We start from the raw sequence: 14261 nt of genomic DNA on the forward strand, positions 1-14261 counted from the left end.
GAGGCGAGCTCTCAGAGGACCATTGCCGCGATCCAACCACCGACCAATAGCGGAATGTTGTAGTGGATGAACTCGGGGATGACCGTGTCTCGCATGTGGTCGTGCTGACCGTCGATGTTGAGACCGGCTGTCGGGCCAAGCGTCGAGTCGGACGCGGGAGAACCGGCGTCGCCCAGCGCACCAGCGGTGCCGATGAGGGCGACCGTGGCCATGGGGGAGAAGCCGAGCGCGATGCACAGGGGCACGTAGATCGCTGAAATGATCGGCAGGGTCGAGAAGGACGAGCCGATGCCCATCGTGATGATGAGGCCGACCACCAGCATGATGACCGCGGCCAGGGACTTCGAACCGTTGAACATCGCGGAGGTCTGCTGGACGAGGGGCTCGATCTGTCCGGAGGCCTTCAGGACCGAGGCGTAGCCCTGGGCGGTGATCATGATGAGGCCGATGAGGCTCATCATCTTCATGCCGCCACTGAACACATCGTCGGCCTGCTGCCAGGGCACGACGCGCATGCCGAGCATCATGCACAGACCCACGAGGGCGCCCACGAGCAGCGGGTCGGCCTCGGAGTCCATCTTGGTCAGGACAGCCTGGATGACGAAGCAGGCGATGAGGGCCACGACGGCGGCCCACACCTTCACCATGTTGACGGGCTTATCGTCGGTGGCGCTGAAGGAGGTCTCGCGCTGCTCGTATTCGCGCGGCTTGCGGTAGGAGACGAGCAGGGCGATGGCACAGCCCACGGCCATTGAGGCAGCGGGAATCGCCATGGCAGCCATCGGGTTGACGGCGCCCTCAACGGCCATGCCGGCTTCCTCGATGTTCTTGTAGAGAATGTCGTGCAGGAAGATGCGGCCGAAGCCGATCGGCACGAACATGTAGGTGGTGACGATGCCGAAGGTGATTGCACAGGCGACCAGACGGCGGTCCATCTTCAGCTCGTTCATGACGCCGATGAGCGGGGGCACCAGCAGTGGGATGAACGCGATGTGAATCGGGATGAGGTTCTGGCTCATCACGCCCATGACGAGGACGCCGCCGAGGATGCCCCACTTGGCGGAGCGGGCCACGCGCGCAGAGTTCGAGTCGTCAGCGTTGCGCAGCTTCTTGATGATCCAGTTGGCCAGCAGGCGCGGCAATCCGGAGTGGGCGACCGACATGGCGAACGCGCCGAGGAGGGCGTAGGACAGGGCGATCTTCGCGCCGCCTGCGAGGCCGTCCTGGAAGGCGACCATCGTGCCGGACACGCCCATGCCGGCGACCAGGCCGCCGACGAGCGAGGCGATGAAGAGGGAGATGATGACGTGCACGCGTGCGACGCTGAGGATCAGCATGACGAGCACGGAGAGCACGACTGCGTTGAAGAGCAACATGTGTGTTCCTGTGTTGAGGGTGCGCGGGTGCGCAAAATAAGGGGGGACGTAAGCCGCAGCGCGGCAGGTGGTGTCAGCCGAGATGGGAGTCGGCGTGGATGGATGCGTCGACGGCACCTACCAGTGCGGTCGACAAACCACCTTCCTCGGCGGCCAGCAATCCTGCGATTGTGGTGCCGCCGGGGCTCGTCACCCGATCAATGAGTTGCGCGGGGATCGTGCCGGCCTCGCGCTCAGCGAGGAGCAGTGCAGCGGCTCCCGCCATCGCCTGCGCGGCGATCTCGACGGCGCTGTCCTTGGACAGGCCGTGCTTGAGACCAGCGCGGGCGAAAGAATCAACAATCTGGAAATACCAGGCCGGAGAGCACGAGGCCAGGGCCTGGAACACGGGGAAATAGTCCTCATCGATGAGGATGGTGCGGCCCACCGAATCCATGAGGGATCGGACGGCTGATACCTGTGCGTCGGTGGCGCGCGCGGAGGTCAGGGCGGTCATGGACTGCCCGACGGTGGCCGCGACGTTCGGCATGACGCGCACGAGCGGGATGCCCGCGCCGAAGTCAGTGGTGATCTGGTCGAGGGTGCGCCCCGCCGCCAGGGAGACGACGCAGACGTCGGTGCGACCGACCACGATGGGGGAGATCTCCTTGATGACCGCGCGCTGGTCCTTGGGCTTGACCGCCAGGATGACGATGTCGGCCTGGCGTGCCAGGGAGGCGTTCGAGGACGCGGCGGTCGCGCCGAGTTCGTCGGCGAGGTCGCAGGCCTTGGCGGCCGTGCGGTTGGAGAAGACCAGGGTCGCGGGATCGACGCCGGACGCGACGGCACCGCGAGCGATGGCCTGGGCCATGGCTCCCGTTCCGATGAATCCGATACGCATCAGGGTCTCCCGTGAAAGTTGGTCGATTGCGATGCAGCTTACTCCACTTTGCCGTTTCTTGGCACAATGGCCGCACTGTGAGACGAGGCCGGGGCCGAGTCCCCTTGAAAGGAGTCCCGAGCCCCGGCCTCGTGCCGAAAAATCGGAAGGGTCAGCGCTTGCGCGTGCCGAAGATGGAGCGCGTGATCTCGCGGCCGGCGGTGCGCAGGACGGATCCGAGGACGTTTTCGACCTGGCGGGTGCGGCGTTCGGCGGCGCGCTGGCGGGCGGCCTCCTCCTTCTCCTGCTGCTTCTCGACCTGGCGGCGCAGCTTCTCCATTTCCTTCTGGCGGGCGGCCTCTTCCTTGGCAGCGGCCTTCTCGGCCTCCTTGGCGGCGCGCTCGGCTTCCTTCTCGGCCTCCTTCTGCGCGCGCTCGGCCTCCTTGGCTGCCTCCTCCTGCGCGATGGCTTCCTCGCGGGCGGCCTGGGCCTCGGCCGTGCGGCGCTCGAGCTTCTCCTCGGCCGAGTCCGGGTTCACGGCGTCGCGGTAGCGGCCCATAATGACGCTGGACTGGTTGATGCGCGCGACCGTGTCAGCGGATGCGGGGCCCATGACGGAGGCGGGCGCCCAGATGCCCACGGGGGTGACCGGGGTGGGGTTACCCTTCGGATCCAGGACGGTCACGACGGCCTCGCCGGTGCCCAGGGTGGTGAGGACCTCGTCGAGCTCCAGGGACGTCTTCGGGAAGGTCTGGACCGTGGCCTTGAGCTTCTTGAAGTCGTCGGGGGTGGAGGCGCGCAGGCCGTGCTGGATGCGCGAACCGAGCTGGGCCAGGACGTCGGAGGGGATGTCCTTGGGGGTCTGCGTCACGAAGACGACGCCCACGCCCTTGGAGCGGATGAGGCGCACGGTCTGGACGACCTGACGTTCGAACTCCTTGGTGGCGTCCGCAAACAGCAGGTGCGCCTCGTCGAAGAAGAACACCAGCTTGGGGCGCTCGACGTCGCCGACCTCGGGCAGGGTGGAGAAGAGGTTGGCGAGCAGGAACATGATGACGGCGCTGACCAGTGCCGGGCGCGTAGAGATGTCGCCGACGCCGAGCAGGGAGATGATGCCGCGGCCGGTCGAATCCATGCGCATGAGGTCGGCCGTGTCGAAGCCGGGGGCGCCGAAGAACTGGCCGCCGCCCTGGGACTCGAGCGCGGTCAGGGCACGCAGGATGACGCCGGCGGTGGCCTTGGAGACGCCGCCGATCGTGGCCAGCTCGTCCTTGCCCTCATCCGAGGCCAGGAAGGAGATGACGGCGCGCAGGTCGGGCAGGTCGATGAGCTCGAGGCCCTGGCCGTCCGCCCACGCGAAGATCAGCTGGAGGGCCTGCTCCTGCGTGGTGTTGAGGGAGAGGGCGCGGGCGAGCAGGATCGGGCCGAAGTCGGAGATCTGAGCGCGCACGGGCACGCCTGGGAACTGCGAATCCGCGCCGCCCAGGCTCAGCAGCTCGATCGGGAACGAGGCGGACGCCCAGTCCTGACCGTTGGCCGCGGTGCGGCTCAGGAGCTTCTCGGAGCTGGTGCCGGCCTCGGCCAGGCCCGTCAGGTCGCCCTTGACGTCGCACAGGAGGACGGAGGAGCCGTTCGCGGACAGGCCCTCGGCGAGGAGCTGGAGGGTACGGGTCTTGCCCGTGCCCGTCGCGCCGGCGACCAGGAGGTGGCGGTTGAACATGGGCAGCGGCATCTTGGCGCTCACGCCGGGTACGCGCGCACCGTTGTCAATGAGCGTGCCGATCGTGACCGCGGGGACCTCCCAGGAGTATGCGCCCTGGATCTGGGTGGCGAAAGCCGACAGTTCGCCGCTGGGGGCCGGGGACGAGGTCGGGGCGGCCTGGGCGGCAGGCGCTTCGGCTGCGGGGGCCTCGGGTGCGGGGGCGGCCTCGGCGGCCTCCACCTGGGTGCGCAGCGTGTCGGCCGTCGCGCGGGCGGCTTCCGCCTGCTGGGTCTCGGCCTCGGCTGTGGCGGCAGGTGCCTCTGCGGCCGAGCTTCCCTTTGCTTCGAGCTGGAGACGAAGGGCTTCGGCCTTCGCGCGGGCGGCCTCTGCCTCGGCGACCTTCGCGGCTGCTTCCGCCGCGGCGAGCTGCGCCTTGAGGTCCTCGATGTTCTCGCTCATGGTGTGGCCTTTCGGCTCTGGGCGCAGTGCGCCACTGTACTTCGACGTTACCGGAACAGTATCCCCTGGGACCGCGGTCCCATGCGAGTTATGCGGGGTGGGTTGGATGTGGGATTCGTCCACAACCCCTACGCGCGTGTTGGAGTTATCCACAGGGGTTTGTTTTCATGTGTGCTCCTGGCGTTCGCCGGGGTTAGCGTGCGGGCATGAACGTGTCACGATGGTTGGCTCGTCGGCGCATGGCGGCGCTGACGAAAGCCGTGTACGACAGCGCCCTCACTGAGGATGACGAACCCGCCGAGCCGAGTGTCGCCCGCCTCCTGCCTGGAGGAACGACCGTGGCCGCGCTGATCATCGTGGTCATCCTGATCGCGGCCGTGGGGGTGTGGAGGCACGCAGCGGTACGTGAGCACTCCCAAGCCCTCGCCCAATCCTCCTCCGAGCGAGAAGAAAGCGAGGCCGAGGCAGTCGCGACAGGCCCGTCTCCATCCGCACCCGCGCCTGCAGGGGAGCGCACGGACGATGTCGTCGTCTACGTCTCCGGCGCCGTGGCTTCCCCGGGGGTGCTCACCCTTCCGGCTTCCTCCCGAGTCATCGACGCGATTATGGCAGCCGGAGGCGCAACGCCCGAGGCCGACCTGGAATCAATCAACCTCGCCCGACTCCTTGTCGACGGGGAACAGATTCGAGTCGGCGTCGTCGGGGAATCGCCACCAGCAGTCTCCGAGGCTGGCACCCCCGCGGGGACGTGCATCCGACTGGCCACAGCCACCGAGGCCGAGCTCCAGACCCTGCCCGGTATCGGACCGGCCCTCGCACAGCGCATCATCTCTTATCGATCCAAGCACCCACGCCTGTCCACCGTCGAAGAACTTGACGAGGTGCCCGGCATCGGCCCATCCCTCATCGAGAAGATCCGGCCGGGTGTGTGCTGATGAGTGACACCCAATGCGCTCCCCGCATGATCGACCTGCGCCTCGCGCCCGCAGCCACCGCCGCCTGGGCCGCCACCTGGTGGGCGACAGGCCACCCAGCTCAATGGGCATGGATCGGAGCGTGCACTCTCGTCGCGCTCGGATGCGCTGCCTCCTACGCGCGCTCACAACGAGGCCGGAAGACACCCAGACACGCCCTCACCCCACCCCGGTCCGCTCGCCTCGGCCTCGCACTCCTCCTCGCCTGTGTGGCTTGCGCGCTTGCGGTCGGATCCACCGCCCGCCGACAATACGACGCCGACCCCGCCCACCGCGACTCCGGCCCCATCCACGTGCGCGTCGTCCTCCAAGCCGACCCGGCTCCGTCCTCGTCCGGATTCTCCGCGACACGTAGTGCCCGCGCGCGCATCGAGGCCGTCTCCGTGGGGGAGGAGTGGCAACCCTCGAACGCCACCGCACTCGTGCGCGCGCCCGGGTGGCAGGATGCCGCGCGCGGCGACGTCTACGAGGTCTGGGGAAGCCTCGACGCGACCTTTGCCGCCGACGCGCCATCGGTAGGCACCATACGCGTCAGGCGTGCCCAGCTCATCGAGCGGCCCGGTGGCCTGTCCGCCTGGATGCGCTCCACCCACCGGGCCTTCACCCACGCCTGCGCGCCTCTGCCCAGGGACGCGCGCTCCCTCGTCCCCGGCATGGCGATCGGAGACGACCGCGCAATGCCCACAGACCTGTCCGACGCAATGAAGAAAACCTCCCTCACCCACCTCACCGCCGTCTCCGGATCCCACATCGTCATCGTCCTCGCCACCGTCACCCTCATCGTCCCCGCGCGAAAACCCCTACGCCTCGGGGCCACCATCCTCGTCCTGGGCACAATCCTCATCCTCGTCGGACCAGACCCCTCAGTCGTGCGCTCCGTCTGCGTCGCAGCCGTCGCCGTACTCGGACTCATTCTCGGACGCGAGGGCCAATCCATCGCCGCCCTCTGCGCCGTCGTCATCGCCACCCTCCTCATCGACCCCTGGTCATCCCGCTCCTACGGATTCGCCCTGTCGGTGCTCGCCGCGCTCGCGGTCGTCGGCCCCTCCGCGGCGCTGGTGCGGCGCTGTCGCCGAAAAATACGCGGTGACACGCGCGCGGGACAGGTGCTTCGTCGCCTCGTGGAAATGGTGTGTGTGCCCGCCTTCGCGGAGCTGGCGACCGCGCCGATCATCGTGTCACTGTCCGGGAACGTGCCGGTGTGGGGAATTGCCGCCAACGTCATGGCTGAGCCCGCTGTTCCGGTCGCCACCGTCGCCGGGCTCGCGGGCGCTCTCATCTCCCCACTGAGCATTCGCGCCGCCTCGGCATGCGCCGTCCTCGCCTCGTGGGCGACCGCATGGATCGCGGGGGCTGCGCGCATGTGCGCTGCACTGCCCGGAAATGGGGTGCACGTGCCAGGTGGGTCCTCGACAGTCTTGGGCGTGTACGCCTGCTGCGGAGGTGGATGGGTTGCGTGGCGTGCGTGGAAACGGTGGGTAGCCCCGATCGTCGATGAGCAAGGGGCATGAGTGGGGCAGACACCTACTGAGGGCGCATCGTCAAGCTCTCGTGACACCTGCCACGACTAGTGTCCGCCCACGGCCAAGACGGACGCAAACGAGCTCGCTCGGTGGCAGACTTAGACAGTTACCGTTTCAGCGGAAAGGCAGGAAGACGTGGCAGCACGCGGTTCGCGCCCGGCGGCACCAGCCCAGATCACGCTGGCACCCATCGTGTTGATCAAAGGCCCCGAGGGCCTTCTCGTCGACCGTGCCCTCGACCAGCTGCGCGCCCTTGCCCACGAGGCCGACCCCAACCTCGAGCGCACCGACATCAACGCGGCCACCTACCAGGCCGGGCAGCTCGACGTCATCGCGTCGCCCTCGCTCTTCGGTGAATCCCGCATGGTCATCATCCGGGACCTGGAAACGATGAGCGATGCCCTCGCGAACGACCTCATCGCATACTCGGCTTCGCCTGCCCCCGACGTGTGGATGTTTCTGGCACACCCCGGGGGCAACGCCCGCGGCAAGAAGGTCATCGACACGATCACAAAAGCCAAATGGCCCGTGATCCCCGCCGAACCACTTAAGAACGATCGTGACAAGCTGGCTCTCATCGCCTCCGACGTGCGCGCCGCGCGCCGGCAGATGGACACCGAGGCCCAGCAGGCCCTCGTGGACGCCCTCGGCAACGACCCGCGCGCGATGGCCGGCGCCCTGGCCCAGCTGCTCTCCGACGTCAGTGGACGCATCACGCTGGAGGACGTGCGGCGCTACCAGGCCGGACGCGTTGAGGCCACGGGCTACGACGTCGCGGACGCGGCGGTTGCGGGCAACTCAGCGAAGGCCCTGACGCTCGCGCGCCACGCGTTCGCCACCGGCATCGCGCCCCAGCTCCTTGTCACCGCCCTGGCCATGAAATTCCGCGCCATGGCGAAGGTCTCGATCGGCGGATCCGCATCCGCCCTCAAAATGGCCCCCTGGCAGGTGGACCGAGCCCGGCGGGAACTGCGCGGCTGGTCCGACGCCTCGCTGGCAGGAGCCTTCGGAGCCATCGCCACGGCGGACGCCGAAACAAAGGGCGCGTCGCGGGACCCGCAACGCGCCATCGAAAAAGCACTTATCACCATCTGCAGGCTGCACGGGCGCTGAATGCGCGCCCCGGCCTCGGCTATGAGAAGCACGTAGGGAACGAACAGGAGATACATGAAGACGATTCGAACGTTGGTGGGGAGTCTACGCGAGTTCAAGAAACCTGCGATCCTGACCCCGCTATTCATCACCGGGGAGGTCATCCTCGAGTGCCTCATCCCGCTGATGATGGTCTCGCTGGTGGATGCGCTCGACGGGGTCTCCCTGAGTCCCGTCATGCGCTTGGGCCTCATCCTCACGGGACTGGCTTTCGCGTCGCTCGCCTGCGGCATCCTGTCTGCGCGTTTCGCGGCGACCGCCTCGGTGGGCCTGGCGAAAAACCTGCGTCAGGACCTCTTCTTCAAGGTGCAGGACTTCTCGTTCGCGGACATCGACCGTTTCTCCACGTCCTCGCTGGTCACGCGCATGACGACGGACGTCACCAACGTGCAAAACGCCTTCGGCATGCTCATCCGTATTGCGGTGCGTGTGCCCCTCATGATCGTGTTCTCGATCGTCATGGCGTGGCGCATTAACGTCCAGATGGCCCTCATCTTCCTTGGGATGGTGCCGGTTCTCGCCATCATCCTGGCAGCCATCGTGCTCATCGCATTCCCGATCTTCCGCCGCATCTTCAAGAAGTACGACGCCCTGAACAACTCCGTGCAGGAGAACGTCGCAGCGATCCGCGTGGTGAAGTCTTTCGTCACCGAGGAGCACGAGACCACGAAGTTCCGCGCCGCCTCGCAGGACGTGCGCAAGGACTTCACGAACGCCGAGAAGCTCATTGCGCTCAACAGCCCCGTCATGATGTTCTTCGTCTTCGCCGCGATCATGGCCGTCGACTACGTCGGTGCCTCGATCATCGTCAACTCTGGCGGTACCGAGCTGACGAAGGGCGGCCTGACCGCTCTCATCACCTACGGCATCCAAATCCTGATGCAGATGCTCATGCTGGCCTTCATCTTCGTCATGACGACGATGGCCGCCGAGTCTGCGAACCGCATCGCCGAGGTCCTCAACCACGACCCGTCGCTCACCTCCCCGGTCAATGGCGCCACCGAGGTCGCGGACGGCTCCGTCGTCTTTGACAGTGTGTCATTCAAGTACTCCGAGAGCGCCGAAGAGAACGCGCTGTCTGACATCGACCTGCGCATCGAGTCCGGATCAACGCTCGGCATCGTGGGCGGCACCGGTTCGTCCAAGACCTCACTCATTCAGCTGATCTGCCGCCTCTACGACGTCTCTGAGGGGTCTGTGAAGGTCGGCGGGCGCGACGTGCGCGACTACGACCTGAGCGCGCTGCGCGACGCGGTCTCCGTCGTCCTGCAGAAGAACGTCCTGTTCTCCGGCACGATCAAGGACAACATGCGCTGGGGTAACCCGGACGCGACCGACGAGCAGATTGAGCATGCCTGCAAGCTCGCGCAGGCCGACGAGTTCATCCAGCAGCTGCCCGGCGGCTACGACTACGTCATCTCCCGCGGCGGCACCAACGTGTCGGGTGGCCAGAAGCAGCGCCTGTGCATCGCCCGAGCGCTGCTGAAGAAACCGAAGATTCTCATCCTGGACGACTCCACCTCAGCCGTGGACACGAAGACCGATTCGCTGATCCGGAGCGCCTTCGAGACCGAGATCCCCGGTACGACGACGATCATCATCGCCCAGCGCCTCTCTTCGGTCAGCCACGCCGACCAGATCATCGTCCTTGACGACGGTCGCATCAAGGAACGTGGCACCCACGAGGAGCTGATGGCAGCGGGCGGAGAATACCGCGAGATCTACGACTCCCAGAATGCCGCGAGCGAAAGCGAGGTGGCCTGACATGGCACGTTCGGGTAAGTCCCGCGTGGAGGATTCGGAGAAGCTCGAGGGTATCGAGCGTCCTTTCGGCCGCCTCATGGCCTACGTGTTCCACCACTACCCGGTGCGCATCAGCCTGACGGTCGTGTGCATCATTACGGCAGCCGTGGCCTCGGCCGTCGGCTCGATCTTCATGCAGCAGATCGTCGACAACGTCGTGACCCCGGGCCTGGAGAGCGGCTTCGACGCGGTGCGTGCCACCCTGGTGCGCCTCGTCGTCACGATGGGCATCATCTTCAGTGCCGGCGTCATCGGTAGCTTCATCTACACCCGCGCCATGGCGATCGTGACCCAGGGAACGCTCAAGCACATGCGAGACGACATGTTCGACTCCATGGAGCGCCTGCCCCTGCGATTCTTCGACACGCACCCGCACGGCGCGATCATGTCGACCTTCACCAACGACACGGACGCGATTCGCCAGCTGATCGGACAGTCCATCCCGACGCTCATCCAGTCGGGCCTGACGATCATCGTCCTGATCGGCACGATGCTGTACTACTCCGTGTGGCTCTTCCTTGTTGTCCTCATCGTGGGTGCTCTCATGGCCTTCCTGACCGGAAAGCTCGGTGGGCTGTCTGGCCGCTTCATGAAGACTCAGCAGGCTGCTCTCGCCGACGAAGAAGGCTTCATCGAAGAGATGATGGACGGGCAGAAGGTCGTCCAGGTCTTCAACCACGAGCAGGATGCCAAGGACGAGTTCGTCGAGTACAACCAGAAGCTCTTCGACTCCTCGGAGAAGGCGAACATCTACGGCAATGTGCTGATGCCTGCCCTGGGCAACATCGGCAACATCATGTACGTGGTCATTGCGATCGTCGGCGGCGTCATGATCCTGGAGCAGACGCCGAACATTCACCTGTTTGGTGTCGACGTCATCACGGTCGGCGTAGTTGTGTCCTTCCTGGGCATGGTCCGTAACTTCTCGCAGACGATCGGCCAGATGTCCATGCAGGTCCCGATGATCGCATTGGGTATGGCGGGCGCGGGCCGCGTGTTTGCCCTCATCGACCAGGAGCCCGAGGAGGACGAGGGCTACGTGACTCTCGTGCGTGCGCGCGAGCTGCCCGATGGCACTCTCGAGCCGACCGAGGAACGTACGGGAATCTGGGCGTGGCGCCACCCCCACAAGGCCGACGGCACCGTCACCTACACGCGCCTGCGCGGCGAGCTCGTCATGGAGGACGTCGACTTCTCCTACGACGGCGAGAAGCAGATCCTGCACGATATCTCCCTGTGGGCGAAGCCCGGCCAGAAGATCGCCTTCGTGGGTGCCACGGGTGCCGGCAAGACGACGATCACGAACCTGATCAACCGCTTCTACGACATCGCCGACGGCAAGATCCGCTACGACGGCATCAACATCAACAAGATCCACAAGCCGGACCTGCGCCGCTCCCTCGGCGTCGTCCTGCAGGACGTCAAGCTCTTCACGGGCACGGTCATGGAGAACATCCGCTACGGCCGCCTGGACGCCACGGACGAGGAGTGCATTGCCGCCGCGAAGCTGGCCAACGCGGACTCCTTCATCCGGCGACTGCCCGAAGGCTACGACACGATGCTGACCGGCAACGGCTCGAACCTCTCGCAGGGGCAGGCTCAGCTCCTGTCGATTGCGCGCGCCGCCGTGGCCGACCCGCCGGCGATGATCCTCGACGAGGCCACCTCCTCGATCGACACGCGTACCGAGGCTCTCGTGCAGCAGGGCATGGACAACCTCATGGAGGGACGCACGGTCTTCGTGATTGCCCACCGTTTGTCCACGGTGCGCAACTCGGACGCGATCATGGTCCTGGACCACGGCCGTATCATCGAGCGCGGTAGTCACGACGATCTGATCGCCCAGAAGGGCTTGTACTACCAGCTCTACACGGGTGCCTTCGAGCTCGAGTAAGCGCTCAACGATCACGTTTGCCCCGGCCTCGTTTCGACGAGGTCGGGGCTTCGTTATGTGTGCCTGGCGCCGGAGCGCGGGGGAGTGGTCGCGGCAGGTGTGCCGACCACTCGTACGAAGCGCGCGGCGGAGCGGGTATACGAAAGCGGGCCGCCCACTGGGCGGCCCGCTTCACGTCAAACTATCGTTCGCGCTCAGTCACCGAGCGAGGCGACGCGACGAGCAAGCTTGGACTTGCGGTTCGCAGCCTGGTTCTTGTGGATGACGCCCTTGGAGACGGCGACGTCCAGCTTGCGCGAAGCGATGCGCAGTGCAGCGAGAGCCTTTTCCTTGTCGCCGGCCTCAACGGCCTCGCGGGTCTGACGGACCAGGGTCTTCAGCTCGGACTTCACGGACTGGTTACGAACGCGGCGCTTCTCGTTGGTCAGGATGCGCTTCTTCTGGGACTTAATGTTTGCCACAGTCGGATTTCTCCTTGATGTATGTCTGACAGGGTCGGTGAGGGCTGTGTCAAGACCGGGACTTAGGCGTGGGGACACCCGCAAACGGTCCTAACCAGACCCCCTGCCCGACCAGGCCGGGAGTCCAACGACCGATCATACCAGGGTGGGGCGTTTTCGTCATGCCCCCAGGCGTTCTCGCGCCTCGTAAGGTCGGTCACGTGCTGGAGGTGTCAGCCGCCGTGCGTGCGGTAGTGCTCCTCGAGGGCGTCGACGATGAGCTGCCAGGTTGCCTTGGGCAGGATCGATCCCTCGCGGCGCACGTCGGTGGCCTTGACCCACAGGGCGCGGTCGAGGCGCACCTCGGAGGGGCGGCCCTTCGAGTCCCAGTCGCCCGCGCCAATGTCGAGCCAGTAGCGTCCGGCGGCGGCCTCCTGGGCGGCGTCGCGCGTGTGGTCCTTGCTGGTCAGCTGCAGGAGGTACACGCCCTCGCCCTGTGCGCCGATGACGACGGCCGGGCGATCCTTGCCGACCGAGGAATCCTCCTGGTAGGGCACCCAGGTCCACACGACCTCGCCGGGATCCGCGTCGCCGTCCATCACGGGAGTGTACGAGGCGTGGGCGAGTGCGTCCGCGATGTTGGCTTCGCGGATCGAGGTCTGGGGCCGATTCGAGGTCGCCGGATCCTCGTAGTGGTGGTGGGAGCCGGAATGCGCGGAAGAGGACGAGGATGAACGCGGCTGAGGAGTCGACTTCTTGCTTGACTGACGCTGCCCCGTCTTGGTGGTCGTGGTGTTCTTCTGCGCGTCCTCTGCGGTGCCGGAGATAACGCCGATGAGGAAGTTGATGATGCCCCTGACGATTGAGTTCATGGGACCAGCATACGGCAGGCGTTGGGGAGCATGTTTTATCCACAGGTCCCTACGGTGATTGCGAGTTATCCACAGGGTTCGTGATGGCGCGTGACAGTGCATAACGGGCGGTGTCACTCTGTTGTTGTACGCAGGTGAACACGCAACAATAGAAAGGCGACGACGATGTTGACTGCAACGATGCATGGACCGTTTGTTTCTCTGGATGCGCTGGCTGGAGGTGGCACGCACGAGGGGAATAATACGAGCGCGACGCGGGCGCGGTCCTCGATTCATGAGTCGGTGCGCTGTGGGGCTGCAGGCAAGGTGGACAAGGCGCTTGAGCATGGCTTGGAGGCATATCGAGACGATAATGCCCCCGTCGAGCTGCGTCTCGAGGCCGCCAAGCTCTGCATCGACTGGTACGCGGCTCTCGGATCCTACGGACAGTGTCGGAAGCTGGCCGCCGAGGCTGCGCGGCTGGGGGAGAGGCACCTGGAGCGCTGCCATCCGCTCATCCTGATGATGCGTAACTCGGAAGCCTACTGGCTCGCCATCCTCGGCCAGCACGATATGGCGATCCGCAAGTTCTCGGCTCTCCTGGCCGACATGAAGCACTGCCCGGGTCTCGACCCTGAGATCTCCATCGCCATCCGCAACAATTCGGCGATGCCGTGGAAGCATACGGGCAAATGGAAGAAGGCCGCGCGCGTGTATCGCGAGCTCCTGTCCGAGATGGAGGGGCAGCGCGAGGAAGCCGACATGACACTGTTGACGGTGCGCGACAACCTCGCCGAGGTACTCTCAGCTGATCGTTGCTACGACGAGGCCATCGCCCTCTACGAGCGCAACATGGACGCTCTGCTGACCGTCGCGGACCACGGTGACTGGCGCGTCTTGCGGCTGCGTAACGAGATCGCGCGCAACACCTGGATGGGCGGGGATCGGGATGCGGGCGAGGACCTCTGGACGGTTCTGGCCGAGGACTGCCGCAGGTACCTGGGGGATCGAGATCCAATGACCGCCCGCATCCGCACGATCCTGCTGACTCTCGCGACGCTGCGCGGAGATGAGGGGCGGGCGATGTCGATCGCCCGCAAGCTCCGGGACGACCACCCCGACGACTGGGAAGAATGCGACTTCAGCGAGGCTGCGGCTCTCCTCGCTGAGTCGGAGCGTGGAGACAGCGGAGGAGGGGAATAGGGAGGGCAACAAATGGTGTGAGGCG

General features: G+C 65.8%; 11 protein-coding genes. 6 read left to right on the forward strand and 5 right to left on the reverse strand.

The annotated features are described in order from the left end of the window. Positions 1–11: 11 nt before the first annotated feature. The 3 genes from JJJ16_RS02245 to JJJ16_RS02255 all read right to left on the reverse strand — a co-directional run bounded on the left by JJJ16_RS02245 (position 12) and on the right by JJJ16_RS02255 (position 4396). Positions 12–1376, reverse strand: coding sequence for a Na+/H+ antiporter family protein (locus tag JJJ16_RS02245; RefSeq protein WP_219751226.1), 1365 nt, complete (start codon positions 1374–1376; stop codon positions 12–14). Between the two features lie 73 nt (positions 1377–1449). Next, on the reverse strand, positions 1450–2256 hold the full coding sequence (proC, locus tag JJJ16_RS02250) for a pyrroline-5-carboxylate reductase (RefSeq protein WP_219751227.1): 807 nt from the start codon (positions 2254–2256) through the stop codon (positions 1450–1452). 151 nt (positions 2257–2407) lie between these two features. Continuing rightward, a complete protein-coding gene (locus JJJ16_RS02255) occupies positions 2408–4396 on the reverse strand; it encodes a helicase HerA-like domain-containing protein (protein ID WP_219751228.1) in 1989 nt (662 codons plus the stop codon). Between the two features lie 206 nt (positions 4397–4602). On the opposite strand from JJJ16_RS02255, the gene JJJ16_RS02260 reads away from it, so the two are divergent. The 5 genes from JJJ16_RS02260 (at position 4603) to JJJ16_RS02280 (ending at position 11742) form a co-directional block, all read left to right on the forward strand. Next, positions 4603–5331 (forward strand): ComEA family DNA-binding protein, encoded by a 729-nt coding sequence (locus JJJ16_RS02260; RefSeq protein WP_225904961.1) that lies wholly within the window; start codon positions 4603–4605, stop codon positions 5329–5331. Beyond that, positions 5331–6881 carry a ComEC/Rec2 family competence protein gene (locus JJJ16_RS02265; protein WP_225904962.1) on the forward strand — a complete coding sequence of 517 codons (1551 nt, stop codon included), beginning with the start codon at positions 5331–5333 and terminating at the stop codon, positions 6879–6881. Before JJJ16_RS02260 ends, JJJ16_RS02265 begins: the two co-directional genes overlap by 1 nt. A gap of 147 nt (positions 6882–7028) precedes the next feature. Then, positions 7029–8006 (forward strand): DNA polymerase III subunit delta, encoded by a 978-nt coding sequence (gene holA / locus JJJ16_RS02270; RefSeq protein ID WP_219751229.1) that lies wholly within the window; start codon positions 7029–7031, stop codon positions 8004–8006. 54 nt (positions 8007–8060) lie between these two features. Next, complete coding sequence (locus JJJ16_RS02275; protein WP_219751230.1) at positions 8061–9809, forward strand: ABC transporter ATP-binding protein; 1749 nt, start codon at positions 8061–8063, stop codon at positions 9807–9809. A 1-nt stretch (position 9810) separates the two neighbouring features. Continuing rightward, on the forward strand, positions 9811–11742 hold the full coding sequence (locus tag JJJ16_RS02280; protein WP_219751231.1) for an ABC transporter ATP-binding protein: 1932 nt from the start codon (positions 9811–9813) through the stop codon (positions 11740–11742). Positions 11743–11936: 194 nt separating this feature from the next. Here JJJ16_RS02280 and rpsT read toward each other — a convergent pair whose 3' ends face one another. Next, positions 11937–12203 (reverse strand): 30S ribosomal protein S20, encoded by a 267-nt coding sequence (gene rpsT / locus JJJ16_RS02285; RefSeq protein WP_060566861.1) that lies wholly within the window; start codon positions 12201–12203, stop codon positions 11937–11939. Positions 12204–12415: 212 nt separating this feature from the next. Then, the gene (locus JJJ16_RS02290; protein WP_219751232.1) at positions 12416–13054 is read right to left on the reverse strand and encodes a type II toxin-antitoxin system PemK/MazF family toxin; all 639 of its coding nucleotides are present in this window, start codon (positions 13052–13054) and stop codon (positions 12416–12418) included. A 165-nt stretch (positions 13055–13219) separates the two neighbouring features. Between JJJ16_RS02290 and JJJ16_RS02295 the strand changes: the two genes are divergently transcribed. After that, positions 13220–14236: a hypothetical protein gene (locus JJJ16_RS02295; RefSeq protein ID WP_219751233.1), complete on the forward strand. Its 1017-nt coding sequence runs from the start codon at positions 13220–13222 to the stop codon at positions 14234–14236. The last annotated feature ends 25 nt before the right edge of the window (positions 14237–14261 follow it).

It is taken from the genome of Schaalia sp. ORNL0103 (genome assembly GCF_019429565.1).
In the GTDB taxonomy this organism is placed as follows: domain Bacteria; phylum Actinomycetota; class Actinomycetes; order Actinomycetales; family Actinomycetaceae; genus Pauljensenia.